This is a genomic window from Altererythrobacter sp. CAU 1644, from assembly GCF_029623755.1.
GTDB classification, from domain to species: domain Bacteria; phylum Pseudomonadota; class Alphaproteobacteria; order Sphingomonadales; family Sphingomonadaceae; genus Erythrobacter; species Erythrobacter arenosus.
This window is the reverse complement of sequence record NZ_CP121106.1, coordinates 61,272-86,566: the sequence shown is the minus strand read 5'-3', so window position 1 is coordinate 86,566 and position 25,295 is coordinate 61,272. Positions and strand designations below refer to the sequence as shown.

Below are 25,295 nucleotides of genomic sequence, written 5' to 3'. Positions count from 1 at the left end.
ACGTTCTAAAACTGAACACCTCGACAAACACCGCGGGTGGTGACCGCGAATAAGGACCGAAGGACCAAACCGATGCTAAAGCTCGCCAAGCAAGCCGCCATCATTTCTGCAGCAGGCCTCACACTGGCCGTTGCCGCCCCTGTTAGCGCAGCCGAAATTGCCGTGCCGGGTCAGCACGCGCAAACCGCGCATGTCCTGGGTGACATGACATTCGAACACAAGCGCAAGCGCCACAAGCATCGTCACTATCGCGACAGCTATTATGACCGCGGCGACCGCTATTCTGACCGTTATGATCGGTATGATCGGTACGGCGAGCCGGTCCATCGCAACACCCGCATCTGGCGCGGTCGCGACAATCGCTATTACTGCCGCAAGGAAAACGGCACCACCGGTCTGCTGATTGGTGCGGGCGTGGGCGCTCTGGCCGGGCATGAGATTGCCGGGCGCGGCGGCGACCGTACGCTCGGTGCGATCCTCGGTGCCGCGGGCGGCGCAATTCTCGGCAGGGCGATCGACCGCAGCAGCACCCGCTGCCGCTAGACACTAAATTTTCCCAACTTGGGCCATTCCCACCAAGTGGCCCCGGCGCGGCTCCCACCAGGTCGCGGAAGGCGCTCCTTTGCCTAGTGCAGAGGGGCGCCTTCAGTATGTAGGTGGAGGATCTGGGGCGAAAATTAACCATATTGCGCGATGATCGCGGGAGAATTCGTACAGGCGCGCATGGGCGCCGTCATTGAGGCAGGATTCTCGAGCGATGGATCGCGTTTTTCCGACGTTGATGTTGTGCAGCCTTGCAGTAGCGCTTGCGTCCTGCGCGGGTGAGGCGTCCGAGAACACCGCCAAGCAGGAGAGCGATCCGCTGCTGGTGCGCGCGATCAATCTCCCCTTGATGACCGATCCGGAGCTGGTGTCACAGAACGAGGCAAATGCCGCGCTCACGATCGGCTACGAACAGTCCCTGCCGCCGATCGACGCATCGCCGGCGGCGATAGCCACAGCGAGCGATGCCGCCCGCATCCGCCTGATCGAGGGAGGGCAGATTCCTGAGTTGCCTCGACCCATCGCATCGTCGGGCGTGCCCAATCTCGGTGAGGCGGTCACCTCGCAGCAACGTGCGGAAATGATCGAATTCTCGGCAAGCTGCGCGCCATCGGTCGAGTATTCCGCAATCTGGGCTGCGCGGCTCCCGAAGTTTGCCGAGATCGTCCCGCGCGGAGCGGTGGTGGAGGCCGCAGGTACCGACCGTGCAGGCTGCAAGCTGCGTTCGGTCACCTACCTGACGCCGTTGCCAGTCGAGGAAGCGCTCACCTTTCACTATACGGTGGCTCAGCGTTCCGGCCTTGCCCCGCAAATCCATGAAGGGCCCGAATACGCGATCCGCGGCAAGGGCAAGTCAGGTCATCTCGCCGTACACCTGCGCGAACGCGAGGGTGGGCTGCTCGCCGTCGATATCGTGACGCTCGAAGAGTAGCCGATCTACCGCGGATCCTTGAGCCCGACGCCGATATTGGCGCGCGGCTGATCCATTTCCGTGCTGGCGACGGGATAGGCGCAATAGTCGGCCGCATAATATGCCGCCGGACGGTGGTTGCCGGACAGGCCGACTCCGCCGAAGGGGGCCGTCGAAGAGGCGCCATTGGTCGGGCGGTTCCAGTTGATCACGCCTGCGCGGACATTCGCCCAGAAGCGGTTGTAGTCCTGCGGCCCGCCGCCGATGAGCGAGGCCGACAGGCCGAAGCGGGTGTTGTTGGCTTCGGCAATGGCGGCTTCGAAATCGGGCACGCGAATGACCTGCAGGATCGGTCCGAACAGTTCGACGTCGGGCCGGTCCTTCATGTTGGTCGTATCGACGATCCCCGGTGTCAGGAACGGTAGCTTGGGATCAGGCTTGCGCATGTACTCCAGCGCCTTGCCACCGGTGGTGATCAGGTGGAGAAAGCTCTCCGACAGCGCATCGGCGGTGTCGTTGTCGATCAACGGTCCCATGAAGGGCTGCGGATCGGCAAAGGGTTCGTCGATCACCAGGCGTTTGGTCAGCTTCAGCACCTCATCCATGACAACGCCGTAGAGGTGCTCGAGCACGATCAGCCGCCGCGCCGCCGTGCACCGCTGGCCGGCCGAGGTGAAGGCGCTCTGCACGATCAGGGCGGCTGCATCCTTGTGCAGCGGCGTGTCGATCATCACGATCGGATTATTGCCGCCCATTTCCAGCGCGACGATCTTGCCGGGGTTGGTCGACAGCGTGCGGTTGATCGCAATGCCCGCCTGGACCGAGCCTGTGAACAGCACCCCGTCGATCCCGTTGTTCGAAATCAGGCGCTTGCCGGCCTCCTTGCCGCCGACGATCAGCTGGATCACGTCTTCGGGCACGCCGGCCTTGTGCAGGCACTGGACCAGGAATTCGCCCACGGCCGGGGTCTTCTCGCTCGGCTTGAACAACACCGCATTGCCCGCGATCAGCGCGGGCACGATGTGGCCATTGGGAAGGTGGGCCGGGAAGTTGTAGGGGCCGAGCACGGCCATGACCCCGTGCGGCTTGTGGCGAACCGCGGCGGTCCCCTGGAGAGCGCTGTCGAGCTTCTTCCTTCCAGTCCGTTCGGCATAGGCGCGGATCGAGATCTCGACCTTGTTGATGACCGAATCGACCTCGGTTCGCGCTTCCCACAATGGCTTGCCCGTTTCGCGCGCGATGAGTTTGGCGAATTCTTCCTGCTCGCCGCGGACCTCGTTGGCGAAGCGGCGCATCAGTTCCATGCGGTTGGCGAGCGGCTGCGAGGCCCACTCGGGCCATGCCTTGCGCGCCTTCTCCACCGCAAAGCCGATGTCGCTGACCTGCTTTTCCCAGAACACCAGCCCGGTCGCAGGTTCTTGCGATATGATCGAAAATTCCGTCACAGCGCTTTTTTGTCTTCCTCGGCAATTCCGTTAGTCTGAAGCTTCACCAATGGGAAGTGGTGGACGTAAAACCGCGTAGCTAACTCTCGGAAAATATTGCGGGTGCAGTCGGTGGTGCGCCATGCGCCGCACCCAAACGGCGAATGCGCTCGATCTTGTCATGGAGCGGTGCCCAGTCGTCGCGCTGGTCGATTGCCGACCACAGCGTATCGACCTCGTCGATCAGCATGCTTTCGACGGCACCCTCCGACCAATAGGGATGGTCACAGGCGACGGGTGCGTAATCGGCCAGGGCTTCGGCCAGTTCCCCGTTCGCCGCGCGTCCGCCCCGATGGCGATAGAAGAACTCGTCGGGCTGTGCCTGGCTTTCCCGCATCGCCTTTTCGCTTGCGGATACGATTTGGGTGTCGCGCGCGTCGCCCTTGGTCTCGACGCCGAGCCGCCAGCACCACCGGCGCGAAATCGCCGCCATGTAGAGCTCGCCGAATCGGTTCATGGCGGCGAGCAGCGGTTCGGCATCGACCAGCAGGCGCATCGCGACCGCGAACTGCCCGCAATTCCAGTGCAGGGCTTCCGGCTGGCGCCCGAAGGCATATAGCCCTGCCTGGTCGAAATAGGCTGCGGTGAAGCCCGGGTTCCACGCCGGGAGGAAGCGCCATGGGCCATAGTCGAAACTCTCGCCGGTCACGTTCATGTTGTCGGTATTGAGCACACCGTGGACGAAGCCTGCCACCATCCAGCTCGCCGCGAGGTCGGCCAGGCGCTCGACCACCTGGTGCATCAGGATGACGGCCGGCTCGTCGCGGCCCGGCGCATCGGGTGGGGGCGGCGGCCCGGGAAACTGCGTAAGGCAATATGCGACCAGCGCCTCCATATGCTCACGATCCTCCAGCGCGAGCAGGCGCTGGAAAGTTCCGATCCGGATATGGCCGTGGCTGAGGCGGGTCATCACGGCGGACCTGGTGGGGGAAGGTTCGTCGTTGCGCTCGAGTTCCTCGCCGGTCTCGATCACGGAGAATGTCTTGGAGGTGTAGACTCCCAGCGCCTCGAGCATCTCGGTCGCAAGGATTTCCCTCACCGCGCCCTTCAGCGTCAGTCGGCCGTCCGCCGTGCGGCTGTAGGGCGTAGTGCCGGAACCCTTGGTGCCGAGATCGAGCAGGCGACCAGCGCCGTCCCGCATCTGGGCAAACAGGAACCCGCGTCCGTCGCCGATCTCGGGGTTGTACACGCGGAACTGGTGGCCGTGGTATTTGAGCGCGAGAGGGTGCGGAAGATTTTCGGCAAGCGGTTCGAAACGCCCGAAATGGCCGAGCCATTGCTCGTCGCTCAGGCTGGCGAGCCCGATCGTCGCTGCGGCCCGATCGTTGCGGAACCGCAGCAAGGTCTGCGGGAAATCGGCGGGAGCGACCGCATCTCCAAGCCAGTCGGCCAGTTCGAGAATCGCCGGATCGGGTCGATATTCGGCAGCCCTGTCGATTTTACTCAGGGCAGGTTGCGGTTCGCCTCGCATGTCGCGATAGTGGGCGCGCAAGAGGCAGGGCGCAACCCTGCCTTCTCGCATCTGACAACAAGACGCACTTCGGAAAGCCCCAAGAAGCATGGATCAGCCCTATAGCGACGGCTACTGGACGAGCCCGGACGACCTTACCCTGCATTATCGCGACTATGCCGGACCCGAAGATGCCGCATCGCGCGCTCCGGTGATCTGCATGCACGGGCTCACCCGAAACGCACGCGATTTTGCTCCGCTGGCTGAACACATCGCGCAGCACCGCCGGGTTATCGTGCCGGAGATGCGCGGACGCGGGCTGAGCGACTATGCCAAGGACAGCGCGACCTATAATCCGCTAACCTATGTCGGGGACGTGGCGGCGCTGCTTGCCGAGCAGAAGATCGAGCGGTTCGTTGCGATCGGCACTTCGCTCGGCGGACTGATGACCATGCTCATCGCCGCGACCGATCCTTCGAAGATCGTCGGGGCCGTGCTCAATGACATCGGGCCAGAAGTGAATCCCGACGGGATCGAACGGATCAAGGGATATGTCGGTCACGGCCGAAGCTTTCCGACCTGGATTCACGCCGCGCGCGCGATCAAGGAGACGCAGGAGGTCGCTTTCCCCGACTTTACCCTCGACGACTGGATCGACGCGGCCAAGCGCGGCATGGTGCTGGGGCAGAACGGCCGGATCAGCTTCGATTACGATATGGCGATCGCCGAACCCTTCCGTATTCCCGGCAATGCGGCCCCGCCCGATCTCTGGCCGGCGTTCGAAGCCCTCGGCGGCGCTCCGGTCGTGCTGTTGCGCGGGGAATTGAGCGATCTGCTGTCGGATACGACGGTGCAGCAAATGAAGACGCGCCATCCCGACATGACCGCTGTGACCGTTGCGCGTGTCGGACACGCCCCGACGCTCGACGAACCGGAGAGTAGGGCCGCGATCGACGCGCTGCTCGCCCGCGTTCCATGAGCACGCCATCGGGCGCGGGAAAACCGCGTATCCTGCATCTTCATTCGAGCTTCTCGCCGGGCGGGAAAGAACTGCGCTGCGTGCAGTTAATCAACGCATTCGGCCCTGGCTTGCGCCACGCCATTGTCTCTGGCGAGCCAGAACAAATGGGCGCGGCCAAGCTGATTTCGCGTTCGATTTCCGTTGATTACCCGCAGGACTTCCCGTCGCTTCAAGGCAGGCCTTGGCCCGGGCGCCTGCTCAAGCTCGCGAAGGCGATGAAGCCTTACGACCTGGTGCTCACCTACAATTGGGGAGCGATGGATGCGGTCATGGCGCACACGATCTTCAGCGAGGCGCTGGGACTTCCGCCGCTGATCCATCACGAGGATGGCTTCAACGAGGATGAGGCGGGGAAGCTCAAGGCATCGCGCAACTGGTATCGGCGGATCGGGCTGGGCAAGGCATCGGGACTGGTGGTCCCCTCCGAGCGGCTAGAGGAAATCGCCCTGCTCACCTGGCAGCAGCCGATCGGGCGCGTAAAGCGCATCGCCAACGGAATCGATACCAAGGCTTTTGCGAAGACGCCTCGCCACGACGTGTTGCGGGTCGTGAAGCGCGACAACGAGAAATGGGTCGGGACACTAGCCGGTCTCCGCCCGGTCAAGAATTTGACCGCGCTGGTCCGTGCATTCGCCGGCCTGCCCGAAGAATGGCAGTTGGTGATCGTTGGCGAGGGGCCGGAGAAGGATCGTATTCGCGGCGAAGCTGCCGCACTCGAGCTTAGCCACCGGGTTCACCTGCCGGGTCAGGTTGCCAATCCGGCCGACGTCGCGGGGCTGTTCGATATCTTTGCGCTGTCCTCCCACAGTGAACAGTTCCCCATCTCGGTGGTGGAGGCGATGGCAGCCGGCATACCGGTGGCGGCACCTGCCGTCGGGGATATTGCGCAGATGGTGGCGAGCGAGAATGCGCCGTACATTTGTGCCCCGGGTGACGAGGCGGCCCTGGCCGCCTCGCTCAAGCAGCTTGCGACCGACGATGTCTTGCGCGGCGACATCGGCCTGGCCAACCGCACCAAGGCGCGCGCCGAGTTCGACGAGCAGCGTATGATCGACACCTATCGCCGCCTCTATGCGAGCGCGCTGGGGCAGGAAATTCGCTGATGAATCGGGCCGAACGCTTCACCCGCCGTTCAACCTTTCGTGGACAGGGTATACGCGCCATTGCGGTTGTGCCCCGCCGTCCCTAAAAGCGGCGCCCAACCGATCATTCGAGTGAAGGAAAGAGCCCGGACGTGGCGCTGATACCGTCAAGCAACAAGACTGCCGAAGAAAAGAAGGCAGAGAAGAAGGCTGCGCAGGACGATGTCCTGCTGCGCGAGATCGACGACGCCGTGCGGCAGGAGGAATTCGCCGAGTTGGCGAAGACCTATGGTCGCCCGTTGCTCGCGCTGCTGGTGGTCGGATTGCTCGCCTTCGGCGGCTACCTGTTCTGGGATTCGCGGCAGGAGGCTGCGATGGAAGCACAGTCGGAGGCGCTTGTAGGTGCTCTCGACCAGCTCCAGGCAGGCAACCTCGACAGTGCTGATCAGCGCGCTGCCGCGATCGCCGACGAGAGCGACGGCGCTGTCCGTGCTTCCGCGCTGATGCTGCGCGCGGGTGTGGCGCTGCAGCAGGGCAAGGCGGACGAAGCGGCAGACCTGTTCGGTCAGGTGGCGGCGAGCGAGGATTCGCCTGCCGCGGTTCGCGACCTCGCCAAGATCCGGCAAATCGCTGCGACTTACGACAAGCGTTCGCCGGACGAAGTGATCGCGCTGCTCAAGCCTCTGACCGTCCCCGGCAATGCCTATTTCGGCAGCGCGGGCGAGCTGGTCGCGATGGCTTATCTCGAGAAGGGCGAGCGCAAGCAGGCCGGGACGCTGTTCGGCGAAATCGCCAAATCGGACGATGTTCCCGAAAGCCTGCGGTCGCGCGCGCGCCAGATGGCCGGTCTCCTCGGCGTGGATGCGATCGAGGATGTCGACGAATTTCTTGAAGAACAGCAGATCGGTGACTCCGCTGAAGCCCCGGCACCGACCGAATAACCCTCGCTGGAAAGCAGATTAATGATGAAACGACAGATGACCCGTTCTTTCCTGACTGCCGCCATCCTGGCCACTGCGCTTGCAGGCTGCAGCGGTGGCCTCTTCGGCGGCGGCGGTGACAAGAAGACCACGCCGACCATCGGCGAGCGGATTCCCGTGCTGTCGAGAATTGAAACCGGCGCGAAGGTCGATCCAGCCCTGGCTGGTGTCGCCGTGGTTCTGCCGACGCCGCAGGCCAATAGCGACTGGGCGCAGGCCGGTGGTTCGGCCAGCAAGTCCTATGGTCATCTGGCGCTCGCGGACAGCCCCTCGCGCGTCTGGACTGCCAATATCCCGGGTTCGAGCGAACGCCGCAGGCTTGCAGCGGCACCGGTGATCGGCGGCGGCAAGCTCGTTGTGGTCGACACCAGCGGGGTCGTGCATGCACTCGATGCGAAGACCGGCGCGAAGTTGTGGACCTATCGCATGGAGGTCGAGGGCAATCTGGCCAGTTCCGCCTTTGGCGGCGGCGCCAGCATCTTTGAAGGCAAGGTTTACGCCACCAACGGCGTAGGCGAGGTCGCGGCGCTCGACGCGCAGACCGGCTCCGAGCTGTGGAAGGTGAAACCGGCCGGCCCGCTGCGCGGCTCGCCGACCATCGCCTTCGGTCAGGTCTATGTGATGACTCAGGACAACCAGATCTTCGCGCTCGACACTAGCGACGGCTCGCAAGTCTGGCAGGAATCGGGCTCGGCCACGCAAGCGGGCGTGTTCGGCGTGGCAGCGCCCGCCGCCGGACAGGGCACGGTGATCGCCGGGTATTCCTCGGGCGAACTGACGGCCTATCGTTACGAGAACGGCCGTGTGCTGTGGGCCGACGCCCTGGCGCGGACCTCGATCTCGACCGAGGTCGGCTCGCTCACCGATATCGACGCCGATCCGATTATCGATTCGGGCCGGGTCTATGCGCTGGGCCAGGGCGGTCGCATGGCATCCTACGAGTTGGTGACCGGCCAGCGTATCTGGGAACTCAATCTCGCCGGTATCTCGACCCCCGCAATCGCGGGCGAGTGGATCTTCACGCTGACCGATGACGCGCGCCTGCTGGCGATTGCCCGTTCGAGCGGTCGGGTTCGCTGGATCACGCAGATGCAGCGCTACAAGGACGAGGACGACAAGAAGGGCCAGATTTTCTGGACCGGGCCGGTGCTGGCTGGCGGAAACCTCTGGGTCGCGAGCTCGCGCGGGTTGCTGTACAAGGTAAGCTCGGGCGAAGGTTCGGCGCAGCAGTATCTCGATCTCGATGCTTCGGTGAGCCTTGCCCCGGTCGTCGCCGACAACATGTTGTATATCCTCGACGATAGCGGCCGGATCAGCGCCTACCGGTGATTTGCCTGAGCATCGCTCGGGTGGGTCGGCAGTTCTAGCCTTTCCGGCCTCTTAACCCTTTCCCGCTATCACGCGCGGGCAATGACGATGCGCGCGCAAAAGGCCGGTGGATTGCCGCCGAGCGACGTTTCGGCAGGCGTGGGCCTCGCCGGACTGCTCGGGCTATTCGCGTGGATCCTGTTCTGCCGCACTTTCCCGTTGACCGCCGACTGGCTCGGGCTCGACGGATCGCGCGGAGTCCTGTCAGGCCCGCATGCCGCGCTCGCCGCCATGCTGTTCACCACCGTTCCGATGGTCGTGTGGTCGCTGCTCGTCGACAAGACGCATTTGCGCGCCTCGACCGGTATCGACTGGAGCCGCAAACGCGCGCTTTCCGACGTGGTCGACATTTCGATCGTCAAGCTGGCCGGCCTCTGGGCGACCTGGGCGATAATCGCCGGCCTCTACTGCCTGTGCCGCTGGTATTGGAACGGCCAGTACCTGTTCTCGATGGAGGTGCTGCGCACTGCGGCCATCCCGCTGTTCGTGCTGTCGGTGCCTTATGTCCTGTGGCTCGATCGATACATGATCGAGCCGCGCGACCATGCCTGGCATTTCGGCGCGATGCTTATCGGTCGCGAAGCCTGGGACGGCGAGGAGGTCAAGAAGCACTGGCGCGCCTGGATCATCAAGTCGTTCTTCGGTGCCTTCATGATCTCGATCCTGCCGCCTGGATTCGCCCAGGTTGTCGAGGCCGACATCCCCACGGTGGTTTCCGACCCGGTGCAATTCGGGCTGCTGCTGACGACCCTGCTGTTCGTGGTCGACGTCCAGATCGGCACCGTCGGCTACCTCGTAACGCTACGTCCGCTCGACGCGCATATTCGCAGCGGAAACCCTTTCCTGGGCGGCTGGCTTGCAGCGCTGATCTGCTACCCACCCTTCGTCTGGGGCATCATCGGCAATGGCGATGTGCTCAGCTACGAGCACAATGTCGCGGGCTGGGACGTCTGGCTGCAGGGCAACACCGCGCTGCTGTGGGTCTGGGCGCTATGGCTGGTGTTCCTCACCGCGATCTATGCCTGGGCCACCGTCGCCTTCGGCATTCGGTTCTCCAACCTGACCTATCGCGGTGTGCTGACCAATGGGCCATATCGCTACACCCGCCACCCGGCCTATCTGTCGAAGAACCTGTTCTGGTGGTGCGCAGTGATGCCGTTTCTCGTCACCAATGGCTCGGTCACGGATGCGATCCGCAACACCTTCTTCCTGCTCTGCGTCAATGCGATCTATTTCTGGCGGGCGAAGACCGAGGAAGCGCATTTGCTCGCCGAGGATGCGAAGTATCGCGAGTACCATGTCTGGATGGAGCAGAATGGCTTGATCACGGCGCCGCTCGCGCGCCTATTCAAACGGGTGCGTTCGCGCCACGTCGACGGCGCAATCGAACCGGCCGAATAGGGCGAATGTCGCCTAGATCGGCGTGCCCTCGTCGGTTTCGTAGACCTTGAGGTCCCGCTCGCTCACGCCTGCTTCGACAATTGCTTTCTGCCACGCGGCCATATGCGGGGCGGTAAAGTGCGCCTTGAGCGCGTCCATGTCCCGCCAGGCTTCCGACACATGCATGAGTTGCGGGTCGAGCACGTCCCGGGCGTAGGAATAGCGGATACAACCGTCCTCGGCCTGGGTTGCCTTGATGGTGGCCTCCATCGCGTCTTTCGCCTTTTCGAAGCCGCCTTCGGCGACGCGGACGGTCCCGACTACCAGGATCATTGCTCGCTCTCCCTCCTAGAAACTTTCCTCGTAGACGCGGCTGATGTCGCCGCCCCATTCGCCATGGTACTTGTCCAGCAGACGTTGCGCCGGGACTTTGCCGCTCTCGACGATCTCGTCGAGCGTTTCGAGGAAGCCGGTTTCATTGTCGCCGCTCGAATTGAGCTGACCGCGCGCGGCCAGCCCCTGCCGCGAGATCGCCATGACATCGCGCGCGAGGTCGCGCAGCTTGTGGCCGCCCGGAATGTCGGCGTCGAGCGCAAGCCTGGGCACTGCGTTGCGCAGCGCCTCTCGCTCTTCCATCGACCAGCCTTTGACCAGATCCCAGGCTGCGTCGAGCGCTGCGCCGTCGTAAAGCAGTCCGACCCAGAAGGCGGGCAGGGCGCAAATGCGGTTCCACGGGCCGCCGTCGGCGCCGCGCATTTCGAGGAAACTTTTCAGCCGGACTTCGGGGAAGGCGGTGGAGAGATGGTCCCACCAGTCGCTCTGCGTCGGCTTCTCGCCGGGTAGGACCGAAAGCTTGCCCGCAAGGAAATCACGGAAGCTGAGTCCAGCGGCATCGATGTATCTCCCGTCACGATAGACAAAGTACATCGGCACATCGAGCATGTAATCGACGTAGCGCTCGTAGCCAAAGCCGTCCTCGAACACGAAGGGCAGCATCCCGGTGCGGTGCGGATCGGTGTCCGACCAGATGTGGCTGCGGAACGAGAGGAAGCCATTGGGCTTGCCTTCGGTAAAGGGGGAGTTGGCAAACAAGGCTGTCGCAAGCGGCTGCAGCGCCAGCGAAGTGCGGAACATCTTCGCCATCATGGCTTCGCTGCAATAGTCGAGATTCACCTGGATGGTGCAGGTGCGCAGCATCATGTCGAGCCCGAGATTCCCGACGCGCGGCATATGCCGCATCATGATCTCGTAGCGCCCCTTGGGCATGATCGGCAGTTCTTCACGGGTCTTGTCGGGCCACATCCCGAGGCCGAGGAAGCCGACGCCGCACTTCTCGCCGATCTTCTTCACCTGAGTCAGGTGGCGCCCGGTCTCGGCACAGGTCTGGTGCAAGTTTTCGACCGGTGCGCCCGACAGTTCGAGCTGGCCCGCCGGTTCGAGACTGACGGTTCCGTCGTCTCCGCGCATCGCGATGACATTGCCGTTCTCTTCAACGGGTTCCCAGCCAAACTCCTGCAAGTTCAGCAGGATATCACGGATACCGCAGGGCTCGTCATAAGCCGGAGCATGGTGGTCGTAATCCTTGAAGACCAGCTTTTCATGCTCGGTGCCGATGCGCCATTTCTCGCGCGGCTTCTCGCCTGCCTGCATGGGCGCGACCAACTGGTCGCGGCTTTCGATGATCGGGTCTTCTGCCCCCGAAGCCTCGCGCGTGCTCATTCGGTTGCTCTAGAAAACGGGATGCGGGGGCGCCAGCAATTTATTCTTCGCCCTCGGAATCGCCCAGCCAGTCGCCGGCTTCGGCCATCCAGATCGCCGTCGCCGCGATGGTCGCGGTCTCGCCGCGCAGGATGCGGGGCCCAAGCGAAATCGGCCGGGCTTTGGGGTGGGCCCGGATTGCGGCCCGTTCCTGATCGTCGAAGCCGCCCTCTGGCCCCACCAGCAAGGCAACTGGGCCATGATTGTAGCAGAACGCGTCCGCGGCCGGTTCGCCGCCTTCCTCGTCGGCAAAGAACAGGACTCGGTCTTCGGGCCACTCCTTCAGCAGGGCATCCAGCCTCTGCGGTTCGCCTAATTCGGGGAGCGCGGTGCGTGCGCATTGCTCGGCGGCCTCGATGGCGACCACACGCGCGCGATCGAGATTGAGCTTGTCGGCAACGCAGCGCCGGGTGATGACCGGTTGGATCTTTGCCACGCCGAGCTCGGTGGCCTTTTCGAGCACGAGGTCGAAGCGATCCTTCTTGAGCAGCGCCGCGCACAGCCAGAAGTCGGGCACCTCCTCTCGTCCTCGCAAATGTTCGACCGGCTTGAGCACGACCGACCTCTTGCCCGCCTCGGCAACTTCGGCGGCCCATTCGCCGGTCACGTTGTCGCAGACAATCACAATATCGCCCGGGGACACGCGCATGACCCGCGACAGATAGTGTGCCTGGTTCCCGTCGATCGTGATCGCGATTGCTTCGCTGAGATGTTCCTCGACGAACAAACGGGGAGCGCTCTTGGGCGGCCAGGCAGGTTTCGCGGGCATGGCTAGGCAGTTGGCATGGCTCAGGTTAGGGAGCAAGCCATGACCGAGCAGATCGTCCCCGACACACAGCATCGTGGCTTCGTCGAACGTTTGCCGCAATTGCCGCGCGACCTGGCGCAGCTGGCGAGGTTCGATCGGCCGATCGGCTGGTGGTTGCTGTTCTGGCCCTGTGCCTGGGGCGTGTGGCTGGCAGGCGCGGGCCCGCAATGGGCTCTTGTCGCATGGCTGCTTTTCGGCAGCATCGCGATGCGCGGGGCGGGCTGCGTCTACAACGACATCGTCGATGCCGATCTCGATCGGCAGGTTGCGCGCACCGCGGTGCGACCCGTGGCGAGCGGACGGGTGAGCCGAAAACTTGCCTGGGCCTGGCTACTTGCGCTCTGCCTTGTCGGGCTTGCCGTGTTGCTCCAGTTGAGAATGGAGGCGCAACTGGTCGCGCTGGCGAGCCTCGCGCTGGTTGCAGCCTACCCCTTCATGAAGCGGATTACCTGGTGGCCACAGGCGTGGCTGGGGCTGGTGTTCACCTGGGGCCTTCTGGTGGGCTGGGTCGCCTTGCGCAGCGACAATTGGGACGTGCTGGCGAGCGTCTATGCGGGATCGGTGCTGTGGGTGATCGGTTACGACACGATCTACGCGCTGCAGGATCGCGAAGACGACGCTCTGGTGGGCATCCGTTCTTCTGCGCTGCGGATGGGTGGCAAGGTCAGGCAAGGCGTCGGCCTTTTCTATGGCGGCGCGCTGGCACTGTGGGCGCTGGGATTCTGGCTTTATCGGCCCGACTGGTTCGCAGTGCTGACGCTCGCGCCCGTCGCGCTCCATCTCTTGTGGCAGGTGGCGACGCTCGATCCCGACGATGCGGACAATCCGCTCGCCCGGTTTCGTTCGAACCGAATGGCCGGGGCGCTGATGGCTGCTGCATGCTTCGTCGTGGGGAACGCCTGATGTGCAACCTCTACCGCATGACCAAGGGCAAGGACGAAGTCGCCAAGTGGTTCGAGGCGATTGAGGAGCTCGGCGGCGCCAATTTCGGCGAGGAAGTCTATCCCGGATATCCCGGTGCGGTCGTTGCCGAGGGGAGGGTGCGCCAGATGAGCTGGGGTTTCCCGCTGGTAATGAAGGGCAAACAGGGCCAGCCGCTGAAGCCCAAGCCGGTCAACAACACGCGCACCGACAAGCTCGACAGTTTCTTCTGGCGCTACAGCTTCGAGGAGCGCCGCTGCCTGATCCCGGTCACTGCCTGGGCAGAAGCACAGGGCAAGAAGGGCAGCATGACGCGCACCTGGCTGTCGCTCCCCGATAACGAGCTATTCGCCTGTGCTGGGGTTTGGCGGACCTCGGACGAGTGGGGCGACTGCTATTCGATGGTGATGACTGACAGTGGCGGTGCCGCAGCCGAAGTGCATTCGCGCATGCCGGTCATCCTGTCGCGCGCCGACTATACGCAATGGACGGACGGAACTCCCGATGAAGCGCGTGCGCTATGCCGCGCATGGGGCGGGGAGCTCTCGATCGATCGAACCGATCAGCCGTGGGCAGGTGGTGCCGCGGCGCAAAAGACGCTCCTATAGTGCCGGGGGCGCTTCAGTCCGCCTTGAACACTTCGCCGCCCTTCATGACCCAGTCGACATCGGCCAGCTCGCCGACATCGGCAAGGGGATCGCCGTCGACCGCGATAATATCGGCCCAGGCACCGGGCTTGACGACACCGACCTGACCAGCCTGGCCTAGGGCATCGGCGGCATTGACGGTCGCGGCCTGGATCGACTGCAGCGGCGTCATCCCATATTCAACCATGACCCGGAACTGGCCGCCGACATTCTCGTGCGGCATCACCCCGGCGTCGCTGGCGAAGACCATCTTGACCCCGGCCTTGTGCGCCTTGCGGAAATTGTCGCGCTGGATCTGGCCCAGCGCACGTTCCTTGGCGATATTTTCGGGCAGGACGCCGTTCGCCTCACCCTGGCTGAGGGTGTATTCGGTGTTGTAGATATCCATCGAGAAAAACGTGCCGCGTTCCTTGGCGAGCTTGATCGCCTCGTCGTCAGCATAGCTGGCATGTTCGATCGTATCGAAGCCGGCGCGGATGGCGGCCTTGATACCATCGGCACCGTGGGCATGGGCGGCCGCCTTCAAGCCCCAGAAATGGGCTTCATCGGCAATCGCGGTCAGCTCTTCCAACGACAATTGCTGGATTCCGGGCGCGGTATTGCGGCTGAAGACGCCGCCGGTTGCACAGGCCTTGATCACTTCCGCCCCGAACTTGCGCTGTTCGCGCACGCGCTTGCGTAGCTCGGCGGGGCTATCCCCCACTGCGGGGCTGGGTTCGTTGATGCTGGGCGGCAAGAAGGTGTTGTCGCAATGGCCGCCGGTGGCGCCGATCGAATGGTTTGCCGTCACGATGCGCGGCCCTTGCAACCAGCCGGCGCCGATCGCCTGGTCGAGCCCGACGACATTGTAGCCATCATCGCCGACGTTGCGCACAGTGGTGAAGCCCGCGCCGAGCATCTTTTGCGCGTTGACCACCCCAAGGACCGTCCAGAACTTGTCGGTAAACTGGAGACCGGAATAGCCGCCATACTCGGGGCGCCCGTCGAGATGGACATGCATGTCGATCAGGCCGGGCAGGATCGTATGGCCGGCGAGATCGATCACCTCCGCGCCATCGGGAGCGCTGCCATTGGGCGTGACGCTCACCACTTTGCCATCATCGATCGCGATCAGCGGTGCGGTGACATAGCGACCGCTCTCGACATCGAGCATGCGGTCGCCGGTCACGTAGATCGTCTCCGCTGCGGCGGGCAAAGCCGCCAGGGCTCCTATCGCGATGGCAAGGGGGGCGGCGAAGGCGGCGTATCGCATGATCGAAATTCTCCCGGTGAACTGGTCGTTGCCTGTGTGGCATTACCGGGGGATTTTGCAATCGGGCGAAACATGGGTTCGCGGGGGATGAACTCATTCATAGCTAACCACCTCGAACTCGATCCCGTCCCAGTCGAAGAAATAGAAGCTGCGCGGGCCCGGATCGTAATCGCTGTGGCTGAAGGTCTTAAGACCGGCCGCTAGGACGACCTGTTCAGCAGCGTCGAGATCATCGACCTGCAGGCCGACATGATTGAGCGGCACGCTCTTCGAAAAGCCACCTTTCACCTCGTCATTGGTGTAGATCGCGAGGTAATTGTCCTCGTCGCCGACGTGGATCGTGCGACCACCGAGCATGGACGGACCGCGCCAGCGTTCCTTCCAGCCCAGCAGCTTTTCGAAGAGGTGAAGGCTCCGGTCGGGATCGGTGACGGTGATGTTGACGTGTTCGATGTTGCCGTGGGGCATGGTGCATCTCCTTTGGGCCCTTGTCCGGGCGTTGCGATTGGCGATGCACCGACAGATGCAACCTCAAGTTAGGTTGAGGTCAAGGTCTAAAATGGCTATCACTGAGATCGATGAAAGCGAACGACCTGCTCACGATCGGTGAACTCGCCCGCCGGACCGGCCTCAGTGTCTCGGCAATCCGCTATTACGAGGACAAGGGATTGGTCGAGCCGTTCCGCACCGGCGGCAATCAGCGACGCTTCTTCCGCAGCGATATTCGCCGCCTCAGCTTTATCCTGATCGCGCAGCGGCTGGGCCTGGCATTGGCGGAGATAGAGGAAGAGCTTCGTGGGCTTCCGCAGGGGCGCACGCCCAATGCGCGAGACTGGCAGAGGATCAGCGTGGGGATAAAGCGCCGGATCGACCAGCAGATCGCATCGCTAGAAAAGGTGCGGGAGGATCTCGATGGCTGCATCGGCTGCGGTTGCCTCAGCCTCAAGAAGTGCGCGCTCTACAACGCCGCCGACAAATGGGCGGAGAAGGGGGCTGGGCCGCGCGTCCTGCTGCCCTGAGGCCTAGTGTTCCGGACCCAGCTCGGGGTCGAGGTCGCGCGGACGGGCGAAATATACCAGCTTGCCGCAGCCTTTCTTCAACTGCGCCCAATCGTCGATATCGCATTCGAACACCGCGTAGGTCGCGGTCGGAAACTTCGCTGACGCCGTGTCAAACAGCTCGTTCTCGTTCTCCGGCTTGACGAGGTCGAACAACACTTCCTGCAGCCCGGGGTTGTGCCCGACAACCAGCAAGGTGTTCGCGTCGCCCGCGTGATCGGTGATCGTTTCGAAGATCGTTTCGGAACTCGCGAGATAGAGCCGTTCGTCGAATTCGGGTTCCTCGCCGGGGAATGCATGTTCGACGGTGCGCCGCACGCGTTCCGCAGGGCTCGCAACCACAAGATCCCATTTCACCCCGTGCTCGCGGATATGGTCGCCGATCAGCTTGGCGCCGCGGCGGCCGCGATCGTTGAGCCCGCGATCGAAATCGCGGGTCGACATATCGTCCCAATCGGATTTGGCGTGGCGCAGGAGACCGAGAATTTTCACGTCAGGCTTGTTCCTCACCTTCTTCTTCGTTGCGCTCGCGACTTGCGTTACCTGACCCCGAAACACCAGCAGCCACCCGTTGTAAAGCTTCCTCAAGCGTCAACCTGATGACAGGCGTGCCATCGGGGAAGGCGGATAGGAGGCGGCTGGGGAAGGCGGGGGACAGCACGACGAAGTGGCCCGAGTCCTCGCCCGATCGGATCAGGCGGCCGAATGCCTGCGCCAATCGCGCCCGGATAATGCGATCGTCATAGGCGCTGCCGCCATTGGCGGCGCGGCGCGCCTTGTGCAGGATGTCGGGGCGCGGCCACGGGACCTGTTCCATCACCACGCAGCGGAGCGAATGGCCGGGGACGTCGACACCATCGCGCAGCGCATCTGTACCGAGCAGCGATGCACGCGGATCGTCGCGAAAGATGTCCACCAGCGTACCGGTATCGATCGGGTCGACATGCTGCGCGTAAAGCGGCAGGCCGGCGCGGGCGAGGCGGTCGGCGATCCTGCCGTGGACGGCGCGCATCCGCCGGATTGCAGTAAACAGGCCCAGCACACCGCCATCCGACGCCTCGATCAGTCGGGCATAGGCACCTGCGAGCGCGGGAAGGTCGCCCTTGCGGATGTCGGTTACGATCAGCACCTCGGCGCGCTGCGCATAGTCGAACGGGCTCTGCGATGCGGAAAGCAAGGGCTGGCTATCGATGTGTTCGGCGCCCGAGCGGGCGATGGCGGCATCCCATGGATCGCCCTCGGAACTGCGATCGATTAGTGTAGCGCTGGTCAGCATGACCCCGTGCGAGGGTTCGAGCACGACCTTCGCGAAGGGTTTCATCGGGTCGAGCCATCGGCGGTGAATCCCGACATCGAATTCGCGCGCGTCGCCGCGTTCGACCGAGAGCCAGTCGACGAATTCGGGATCTGCCGGTCCACCGAGCCGGTCGAGCAATGCCTCCCACGCACCGATCAGGTCGAGCCGCCAGCTGAGCGAATGGCGCGCACCTTCGATCCTTGCTCGTCCTTGCGCGTCGAGCCAGTCGGGCGCGTCGGTGAGGACTGCTTCGAGGCGCGTGCCAAGTTTCATCAGCGGCTTGCGAATCGCGGCCAGCGCTTCGGCGGCTTCCCCAGCCGCCTCGATCAGCTCGCCGGGCAGGCCCGAAGCCTCGGTCTCGATGCCGTAACCGGCTTCCTGCCCGCCGCTCTCGTCGCGGGCGTATGTCGTGGCGCGGACCTGCGCCAACAGGGCCTCGATCGGGCCGTAAGGTTCGCCTTCGTTGAGCCGTTGGAGCCAGCCGTCCGAAGGGAGCTTGTGCGCCGCCTCGACCGCGTCTTCGACCGCCAGCCCACCTTCTTCGTCATAGCTGGCGACATCGGCCAGTCGCGCGGCGAGCCCACGCCGCCGGCCGCGGCTGTTCTTCTCGGGTCCGACGATCCAGCGGCGCAGCTCGATCGCTTCCTGCCCGGTCAGCGCTGCGGCAAAGATTGAATCGGCAGCTTCGAAAACGTGATGGCCCTCGTCGAAGATGATCCGCGTGGGGCGCTGGGCGTGATCCCGTCCGCGCGCCGCATTGACCATCACCAGCGCATGGTTGGCGATGACGAGGTCGGCCTGTGCCGAGGCACGTGCAGCGCGCTCGATGAAGCATTTGCGGTAATGCGGGCAGCCCGCATAAACGCATTCGCCGCGCTGGTCGGTCAGTGCCGCAATCCCGCGCTTGCGGAACAGCGTGCCGAGCCAGCCGGGCAGATCGCCGCCGATCATGTCGCCATCCTGCGAAAATGCTGCCCAGCGTGCGACCAGCTGTGCCAGGATTGCCGGCCGGCCCGCGAATCCGCCCTGCAGCGCGTCCTCCAGATTGAGCAGGCAGAGGTAATTCTCGCGCCCCTTGCGTACCACCACGGGCGGCGAGCCATCAGGCCGCTCCTTGGGCCAGGCGCGCCTGCTTTCCTGCCGCAGCTGGCGCTGCAGGTTCTTGGTGAAGGTCGAAACCCAGACGGTCCCCTGGCTGGCCGCCGACCACAGCGAGGCGGGCGCGAGATAGCCCAGCGTCTTGCCGATGCCGGTACCCGCCTGCGCCAGCAGCAGATGCGGCACTCCGCGCTTGTCGCGGGGGGCGAAGACCTGCGCCGCATCCTGCGAATAGCTGCGCTGTCCGTCGCGGCGCTCCGCCCCTTCGCCGGTCAGGTATTCCAGTTGCGAGATCACGGCGTCGGCGGGCAAGGTAACTTGCGATGGCGCCGGGCGTTCGGGCGTCTCTTCCCATTCGGGCAGCTTGGAAAAAAGCCATTTCTCTGCCCGGTCGGGCTTGCGGATATGGGGCGAGATCACCTGCGCCCAGGGCCAGCGCAACCTGACCAGCGATTGCAGCGACGACCACGCCCCCTCTCGTTCCGGCCAATCCTCGCTCTCGCAAGTCTCGATCAGTGCGCCCGCTGCAGCCTGCAGGAAGGCGGGGACATGCTCATCGCCCTCGGGCTCGTCCAGCCCAAGCGATTGCGCCAGCCCGCGCGGGGTCGGCACGCAGAAGCGCGCCGGATGGATGAAGGCGAACAGTTCGAGCAGGTCGAGGCCCGACAGATCGGGATAGCCCAGCCGCGAAGCCACCAGCGGCGCGTTGAGCAGCAGCACCGGCGTATCTGCTGCCGCCATGATCGCATCGCCTTTCGACACCGCGCCGGTCGCGCCATTTGGCGGACGAAGCCAGGTGCCCGAATGGCTCGCATGCAGCGCGGGGAGGGGGAGCGGGGAACTCACGATTGGTTGAATGGGGGAGGAGGAACGAAAAGTAAACAAGCAGCAGCTCGGCACATCTTCGGCCTATTCTGTTCATCGCGATTAAACATCAGCATGGCGGGATTCCGAAATCCAAACACACATAAAATCAGCAACTTCGCGTTTCCTGAACGCCAGCTTACGGGAACGGGCTGCGATTATTCCCCGTTTTTGCCGAGCTATGAACAAGCCTCGAAACATCTCTCGCTGCGCCCCCATCGCGATTGCCGCGATGCTCGCGCTTGGTTCAACTCCGAGCTTTGGTCAGGAAGTCGCGACTACCGCGACGACGCCCACCGATCCTGTCTCGATTCTTCCAGAAGGACCGATGGTCTCGCCGGTCGCGGCACCCTCGACGATTACGCCCGCTGCGCCGGCTCCGAAGATGGTGACCAGTCCGACCGTCCAGCCAGTCGTCGAGACTTCAACAACTGAGCCGGTCACGGCCGCTGTTGAAGCACCGGCGGAGGAAACGGGCGCAACTGTCGCGAAGACAAGGGCACAGCCCGTCAGCCCGGCAGCTTCGACCGAGAACAGCAGCAATACCGGTGTTGCTGACTTGGTGCCGGCACCGATCGCTGCGCCTGCGAGTGAAAAATTTGATGAGATGGCCGCTCTTCCGGTCGCTAAAGCCGATGCTTCTGCCCTCGAGGAAGAAGCGCTCGGAACGGGAAGTTCGGTCGAGGCCGACTGGGTGGCATTGATTGCAATGGCACTGGTCGGCCTCATCCCCATTGGCCTGGCTGTCCTGGCCTTCGTGCTTTGGCGCGGTCGTTCGCGGCGGCTGAAGGCAGAGACCTTTGCCAGCTCATCGGTTGCCGCTGCCGCCTATGAAATGCCGACCGAGGAAGCGATCGAGGAAGAACGTGTCCCAGCGGAACCCGCGATCGACAGCACCGCTCCGATCGGTGCGAGCCGTTTCCTCGACACGGAGCCGATGGTTCCCGTCGATACGCCGATGGCTCCCGTTGCGCCCGCGACCATGGCACCGACCAACGGCAAAGTTGTGTTGCCCCGGGATGTTCCCGCGACTGTCGAGGAACGTGCCGCGCTTATCCGCGAACTGGCCAATTCCGAGCCCGATCGTGCCAACCCGTTCGTATCGCGCAAAGCCCGGCTCAAACGCGCCCGACTGATCGTGCAATCGCTGGGGCGCAGTTTCCGTAATGCGACGCCCCGAATCGATCTGAGCCAGTATTCCTATCGCTGGCCTCACCTCGCCCGACCGGCCACCGCCTGATCTCCTCCCTCAGGCGAACCGCGGGGCGCCCTCTTAACGGGGGCGCCCCAACGGCATTATCAGCGCAGGTGAGCATAAGCATGCGGTTGACCAGCCGCCTGCCGCAGTCCAACCCTCCCACTATGCCGAATCCAGACCGCGACGCGCTGATCGCCCGCCTGCCGAAGGCCGAGCTCCACCTGCATATCGAGGGCTCGCTCGAGCCGGAGATGCTGTTCGCGCTGGCCGCGCGCAACGGGGTCGAGATTCCCTTCGCCAGCGCGGAAGAAGTCCGTGCGGCCTATTCCTTCTCAAACCTGCAGGATTTCCTCGACATTTACTACCAGGGCATGTCCGTGCTGCTGCACGAGCAGGATTTCTACGACCTGACCTGGGCCTATCTCGAGCGCGCCAAGGCGGACAATGTCCGCCACGTCGAGATCTTTTTCGATCCGCAGGGGCACACCGAACGCGGGGTCGCATTCGAGACGGTGCTCGACGGTATCGAGCGCGCGTTGAAAGATGGCGAGGCCAGGCTCGGGATCACGTACCGGCTGATCATGTGCTTCCTTCGGCATCTGTCGGAGGAAGAAGCCTTTGCGACGCTCGAACAGGCCCGGCCCCACCTCGACCGGATCCACGGGGTCGGCCTCGATTCGTCCGAAGTTGGCCACCCACCTTCGAAGTTCGAGCGGGTATTCGCCAAGGCGCGCGAGCTGGGGCTGCACGTCACCGCACATGCCGGGGAAGAGGGGCCGCCTGAATATGTCCACGAAGCGCTCGACCTTCTGAAGGTCGAGCGGCTCGATCACGGCAACCGTGCGCTGGAGGATGACGCGCTGGTCGAACGGCTGGTGCGAGAGGGCACGACCTTTACCGTGTGTCCGCTTTCCAATTTGCGGCTCTGCGTGATCGACCGGATCGAGGACAGCCCGGTCAAGCGCATGCTCGAACTGGGGCTCAAGGCGACGGTCAATGCCGACGATCCATCCTATTTCGGCGGTTACATCAACGACAACTACCGGGCGGTTGCCGAGGGTCTCGACCTGTCGGCGGAGCAGATTGTCGAACTGGCCGAGAACAGTTTCACCGGCTCTTTCCTGCCACCTGACGAACAGGCTGCGCATCTCGCTGCGATCCGCGAGGTGGCACATGGTTGAGAAGACCTACCTCACCGCCGACCAGCTGCTTGAGGATTCCTGGCGGCTGGCGCGAAAAATCATCGATTCCGGTTTTCGTCCGACGCATATCGTGGGGATCTGGCGCGGCGGGGCGCCGGTCGGCATCGCGGTGCAGGAACTGCTCGATTACAACGATATCGAATGCGACCACATCGCCATCCGTACGTCTAGCTACACCGGGATCGACGAGCAGCGCGAGGTCAAGGTCTATGCGCTCGGCTATCTGATCGACACGCTCAATCCCGAAGATCGCCTGCTGATCATCGACGACGTGTTTGATTCAGGCCGCTCGATCGAGGCCTTCCTGCGCGAGCTCGGCCAGCGGTGCCGCAACAACATGCCGCGCACGATCAAGATCGCCACGACCTATTACAAGCCGAGCCGCAATTGCACCGAGCTTGAGCCCGATTACTACGTCCATGAAACGGAGGACTGGCTGGTCTTCCCGCACGAGATCTGCGGACTGACCGAGGAGGAAATCCGCGCCAGCAAACCCAGCTCGGACCTGATCCTCGGCCCCGAATAGCCCTCAGCGTCAGGCGGCGATGGCCAGTTCCGACGCGGCCAGCGCCTGCTCGAGATCGGCGAAGATGTCTTCCGCGTCCTCGAGGCCGATCGACAGGCGCAGCAAGCCTTCACCGATGCCATGTTCGGCGCGTTCTTCGGGCGTGTAGGTCGAATGGGTCATCGAGGCCGGATGCTGGATCAGCGTCTCGGCGTCGCCCAGCGACACGGCACGATGGATCATGCCGAGGCGATTCATGAAACGGATGCCCTGGTCGTAACCGGCGGCGAGATCGAAGGCGATCATTCCGCCTGGCAGCGCCATTTGTTTCGCGGCCAGCCCATGCTGCGCGAAGCTCTCAAGCCCGGGATAATAGACGGCAGCGACCTGCGGCTGTGCCTCGAGCCAGCGCGCGACTTCCGCGGCGGTCTGGCTGTGGCGTTCCATCCGCAGCTTCAGCGTCTTCAGCCCGCGCATGATGAGCGTAGCGGTAAACGGGCTCATGACTGCACCGGTCATGTCCTTGAGGCCCTCGAGGCGGACCCGCTGCATCGTCTCGGCATCGCCCGCGACGAGGCCACCGACGAGGTCGCCGTGTCCGCCAAGGTATTTGGTCGCCGAATGAACAACGATATCCGCGCCCAGTTCGACCGGGCGGGTGAGGGCGGGGGTGGCATAGGTGTTGTCGACCACGACGGTCGCGCCATGACGATGCGCGATCTCGCTAGCGGCGGCGATATCGACCAGGCGCATGTTCGGATTGGCCGGGGTTTCGAAGTAGAGCACCTTCACGCCGCGCTGCATGGCGGCTTCCAGTGCCGCGTGATCGGTCAGGTCTACGTGGGTGACCTTGATCCCGAACTTGCCGAGGCCGTGGCGGAAGAAGGCGAAGGTGCAGCCGTAGAGCGTCCGGTCGGTGACGATCTCGTCGCCCGCTTCCAGCAGGGTCCACATGACCGCGGTGATCGCGCCCATCCCCGAGGCGGTTGCCACCGCGGCCTCCGCGCCTTCGAGCACGGCCATGCGCTGCTCGAGCAGATCGACGGTCGGATTGCCGATGCGCGAATAGAAATAGCCGGGCTGTTCGCCGGCGAAGATCGCGCCGCCCTGTTCGGCCGTCTCGAACGTAAAGGTCGACGCCATGTGCATCGGCGGGGTGAGCGCGCCCATGTTTTCGGCTGGATCGTAGCCGTGGTGGATGGCGCGTGATGCGAAACCGGAAAGTGCTGTGCGGCTCATTGTGATGTGACCTCGATCTAATGTTGCAGGGGAACAATATCACGCTCCGACTGGAATTAATCGCCAAACTATGCCACTCAGATCTGCAGAATTGGCATAATCTGCCAATATGGGAACGATATGGACAAGAAAGACCGGCAAATCCTGCGCGAGTTGCAGCGCAATGCCAGGCTGACCAATGCCGAGCTGGCGGAGCGGGTTCACCTCTCGCCCAGTCCGTGCCTCAGGCGCGTGAAAAACCTCGAGAAGGCGGGCGTGATCGAGCGATATGTCGCGGTCGTTAACCGGGAGGCCGCAGGTTACCCGGTGACCGCCTTCGTCCAGGTCACGCTGGCGAAGCACGAGGGCGATATCGTCAAGGGCTTCGAACAGCGCATGCGCGATACCCCCGAAGTCCTCGCCTGCCATGTCATGACAGGAAATTCGGATTACCTGCTCGAGATCGTTGTTTCGGGTCTCGCTGCCTATGAGGATTTCATGCGCGAGGTGATGCACAAGACGCCCGGGATCGGCACGATCAACACGAGCCTGGTCTACGGCACGGTCAAGGATACGCTTCAACTTCCCTGAACTTGCCCGTGCGGGCGCCTCGGCGTCGAATTGACAGCAGTGTCAGTTGGCTGGATAACGCGGCCACAACCAGAAAAATCGAGTCGTCAGCCGAGCGGTCGCAACCACTCCCGACATTGGGCAGTGGGCGTTTTGTGCCGCTCCTTATCCGGGTCGCTTTGGTGGGAGAGACCCAATGAAAAATGCTGTGAAGATTGCCGCACTTGCTGCGATCATGACCTATGCCAGCGCGGCACAGGCCGAGATGGCGACCTATGTCACGACCGGGGGCGAGCAGACCGTGACCGGCACCGAGACCATGTTCGGCAGCATGCAGGTCGGGACGTCGGTCGCAACCTATGGCGACGGCTCCAAGCGTTCGGAAAGCTGGACCTGCATTGGCGCCAGCAACCCGCCCAACTCCAAGGTTTTCGACGTGCACTTCGTGTGCGATCTCAACTCGGATGCCGGTAGCTATGCAATCAACTTCGGCTGCCAGAACCTGCCGGACGGCTCGCAGGGATGCGTGGGCGGCCTGCAGGGCAAATCGGGTATCTACAAGGGCAAGGTCGGCGCGACGACCTGGGCCGGAACCGGGGGCACCGGTAGCGGCACGATCCACTGGAAAGACTGAGCCCTCGCTCAGAAAACGCGATGGGGCGTCTTTCCTGAGGCGCCCCA

The 25,295-nt window shown here is 63.6% G+C and carries 26 protein-coding genes; 15 read left to right on the top strand and 11 right to left on the bottom strand.

Annotated elements, in window-relative coordinates; translation table 11 throughout:
* Positions 1–72: 72 nt before the first annotated feature.
* Complete coding sequence (locus P7228_RS00430) at positions 73–543, top strand: glycine zipper 2TM domain-containing protein (protein WP_278016257.1); 471 nt, start codon at positions 73–75, stop codon at positions 541–543.
* A gap of 214 nt (positions 544–757) precedes the next feature.
* Positions 758–1,474, top strand: a complete 717-nt coding sequence (locus P7228_RS00425; protein WP_278016256.1) for a hypothetical protein — start codon at positions 758–760, stop codon at positions 1,472–1,474.
* A gap of 5 nt (positions 1,475–1,479) precedes the next feature.
* Here the strand turns inward: P7228_RS00425 and astD are convergent, their stop codons facing one another.
* Together astD and P7228_RS00415 are read right to left on the bottom strand one after the other, a co-directional pair.
* A complete protein-coding gene (gene astD, locus P7228_RS00420; protein WP_278016255.1) occupies positions 1,480–2,898 on the bottom strand; it encodes a succinylglutamate-semialdehyde dehydrogenase in 1,419 nt (472 codons plus the stop codon).
* A 79-nt stretch (positions 2,899–2,977) separates the two neighbouring features.
* Entirely contained in the window at positions 2,978–4,408 is a 1,431-nt protein-coding gene (locus P7228_RS00415; protein WP_278016254.1) for a protein adenylyltransferase SelO family protein, read from the bottom strand.
* An 88-nt stretch (positions 4,409–4,496) separates the two neighbouring features.
* Here P7228_RS00415 and P7228_RS00410 point away from each other — a divergent pair, with 88 nt between their 5' ends.
* From P7228_RS00410 to P7228_RS00390, 5 genes are all read left to right on the top strand, one after another.
* Positions 4,497–5,366, top strand: coding sequence for an alpha/beta fold hydrolase (locus P7228_RS00410; RefSeq protein ID WP_278016253.1), 870 nt, complete (start codon positions 4,497–4,499; stop codon positions 5,364–5,366).
* Positions 5,363–6,511: a glycosyltransferase family 4 protein gene (locus P7228_RS00405; protein ID WP_278016252.1), complete on the top strand. Its 1,149-nt coding sequence runs from the start codon at positions 5,363–5,365 to the stop codon at positions 6,509–6,511. Before P7228_RS00410 ends, P7228_RS00405 begins: the two co-directional genes overlap by 4 nt.
* Positions 6,512–6,642: 131 nt before the next feature.
* Positions 6,643–7,431: a tetratricopeptide repeat protein gene (locus tag P7228_RS00400; RefSeq protein ID WP_278016251.1), complete on the top strand. Its 789-nt coding sequence runs from the start codon at positions 6,643–6,645 to the stop codon at positions 7,429–7,431.
* Positions 7,432–7,467: 36 nt separating this feature from the next.
* A complete protein-coding gene (locus tag P7228_RS00395; protein ID WP_278016250.1) occupies positions 7,468–8,799 on the top strand; it encodes an outer membrane protein assembly factor BamB family protein in 1,332 nt (443 codons plus the stop codon).
* Between the two features lie 87 nt (positions 8,800–8,886).
* On the top strand, positions 8,887–10,239 hold the full coding sequence (locus tag P7228_RS00390; RefSeq protein ID WP_278016249.1) for a methyltransferase family protein: 1,353 nt from the start codon (positions 8,887–8,889) through the stop codon (positions 10,237–10,239).
* Between the two features lie 12 nt (positions 10,240–10,251).
* Here P7228_RS00390 and P7228_RS00385 read toward each other — a convergent pair whose 3' ends face one another.
* From P7228_RS00385 to P7228_RS00375, 3 genes are read right to left on the bottom strand one after another with little or no spacing between them, the layout of a single operon-like run.
* Positions 10,252–10,551, bottom strand: a complete 300-nt coding sequence (locus P7228_RS00385; protein WP_278016248.1) for a putative quinol monooxygenase — start codon at positions 10,549–10,551, stop codon at positions 10,252–10,254.
* Between the two features lie 15 nt (positions 10,552–10,566).
* Positions 10,567–11,937, bottom strand: a complete 1,371-nt coding sequence (locus tag P7228_RS00380; protein WP_278016247.1) for a glutamate--cysteine ligase — start codon at positions 11,935–11,937, stop codon at positions 10,567–10,569.
* 40 nt (positions 11,938–11,977) lie between these two features.
* Positions 11,978–12,745 (bottom strand): 16S rRNA (uracil(1498)-N(3))-methyltransferase, encoded by a 768-nt coding sequence (locus P7228_RS00375; protein WP_278016246.1) that lies wholly within the window; start codon positions 12,743–12,745, stop codon positions 11,978–11,980.
* Positions 12,746–12,784: 39 nt separating this feature from the next.
* On the opposite strand from P7228_RS00375, the gene ubiA reads away from it, so the two are divergent.
* Positions 12,785–13,687, top strand: coding sequence for a 4-hydroxybenzoate octaprenyltransferase (gene ubiA / locus P7228_RS00370; RefSeq protein WP_278016245.1), 903 nt, complete (start codon positions 12,785–12,787; stop codon positions 13,685–13,687).
* A complete protein-coding gene (locus tag P7228_RS00365; RefSeq protein ID WP_278016244.1) occupies positions 13,687–14,313 on the top strand; it encodes an SOS response-associated peptidase in 627 nt (208 codons plus the stop codon). The genes ubiA and P7228_RS00365 overlap by 1 nt, the downstream gene beginning before the upstream one ends.
* A gap of 13 nt (positions 14,314–14,326) precedes the next feature.
* Here P7228_RS00365 and P7228_RS00360 read toward each other — a convergent pair whose 3' ends face one another.
* Positions 14,327–15,604 carry a Xaa-Pro dipeptidase gene (locus P7228_RS00360; protein ID WP_278016243.1) on the bottom strand — a complete coding sequence of 426 codons (1,278 nt, stop codon included), beginning with the start codon at positions 15,602–15,604 and terminating at the stop codon, positions 14,327–14,329.
* Positions 15,605–15,697: 93 nt separating this feature from the next.
* The gene (locus P7228_RS00355) at positions 15,698–16,072 is read right to left on the bottom strand and encodes a VOC family protein (RefSeq protein ID WP_278016242.1); all 375 of its coding nucleotides are present in this window, start codon (positions 16,070–16,072) and stop codon (positions 15,698–15,700) included.
* Between the two features lie 110 nt (positions 16,073–16,182).
* Here P7228_RS00355 and soxR point away from each other — a divergent pair, with 110 nt between their 5' ends.
* Positions 16,183–16,623, top strand: a complete 441-nt coding sequence (gene soxR / locus P7228_RS00350) for a redox-sensitive transcriptional activator SoxR (RefSeq protein WP_278016241.1) — start codon at positions 16,183–16,185, stop codon at positions 16,621–16,623.
* Positions 16,624–16,626: 3 nt separating this feature from the next.
* Here the strand turns inward: soxR and P7228_RS00345 are convergent, their stop codons facing one another.
* The 3 genes from P7228_RS00345 to P7228_RS00335 all read right to left on the bottom strand — a co-directional run bounded on the left by P7228_RS00345 (position 16,627) and on the right by P7228_RS00335 (position 20,464).
* Positions 16,627–17,154: a SixA phosphatase family protein gene (locus tag P7228_RS00345; protein ID WP_278016240.1), complete on the bottom strand. Its 528-nt coding sequence runs from the start codon at positions 17,152–17,154 to the stop codon at positions 16,627–16,629.
* Position 17,155: 1 nt separating this feature from the next.
* Entirely contained in the window at positions 17,156–19,903 is a 2,748-nt protein-coding gene (locus tag P7228_RS00340; protein WP_278016239.1) for an ATP-dependent DNA helicase, read from the bottom strand.
* A 282-nt stretch (positions 19,904–20,185) separates the two neighbouring features.
* The gene (locus P7228_RS00335; RefSeq protein WP_278016238.1) at positions 20,186–20,464 is read right to left on the bottom strand and encodes a hypothetical protein; all 279 of its coding nucleotides are present in this window, start codon (positions 20,462–20,464) and stop codon (positions 20,186–20,188) included.
* A 64-nt stretch (positions 20,465–20,528) separates the two neighbouring features.
* Here P7228_RS00335 and P7228_RS00330 point away from each other — a divergent pair, with 64 nt between their 5' ends.
* From P7228_RS00330 to P7228_RS00320, 3 genes are all read left to right on the top strand, one after another.
* Positions 20,529–21,161: a hypothetical protein gene (locus P7228_RS00330; RefSeq protein ID WP_278016237.1), complete on the top strand. Its 633-nt coding sequence runs from the start codon at positions 20,529–20,531 to the stop codon at positions 21,159–21,161.
* Positions 21,162–21,283: 122 nt separating this feature from the next.
* A complete protein-coding gene (locus P7228_RS00325) occupies positions 21,284–22,300 on the top strand; it encodes an adenosine deaminase (protein WP_278016236.1) in 1,017 nt (338 codons plus the stop codon).
* A complete protein-coding gene (locus tag P7228_RS00320; RefSeq protein ID WP_278016235.1) occupies positions 22,293–22,847 on the top strand; it encodes a phosphoribosyltransferase in 555 nt (184 codons plus the stop codon). Before P7228_RS00325 ends, P7228_RS00320 begins: the two co-directional genes overlap by 8 nt.
* 9 nt (positions 22,848–22,856) lie before the next feature.
* On the opposite strand, the gene P7228_RS00315 is transcribed toward P7228_RS00320, so the two are convergent.
* Positions 22,857–24,065, bottom strand: coding sequence for a methionine gamma-lyase (locus P7228_RS00315; RefSeq protein WP_278016234.1), 1,209 nt, complete (start codon positions 24,063–24,065; stop codon positions 22,857–22,859).
* Positions 24,066–24,185: 120 nt separating this feature from the next.
* On the opposite strand from P7228_RS00315, the gene P7228_RS00310 reads away from it, so the two are divergent.
* Positions 24,186–24,635, top strand: a complete 450-nt coding sequence (locus P7228_RS00310; RefSeq protein WP_278016233.1) for an Lrp/AsnC family transcriptional regulator — start codon at positions 24,186–24,188, stop codon at positions 24,633–24,635.
* A gap of 175 nt (positions 24,636–24,810) precedes the next feature.
* Positions 24,811–25,248, top strand: a complete 438-nt coding sequence (locus tag P7228_RS00305; protein ID WP_278016232.1) for a hypothetical protein — start codon at positions 24,811–24,813, stop codon at positions 25,246–25,248.
* Positions 25,249–25,295: the final 47 nt, after the last annotated feature.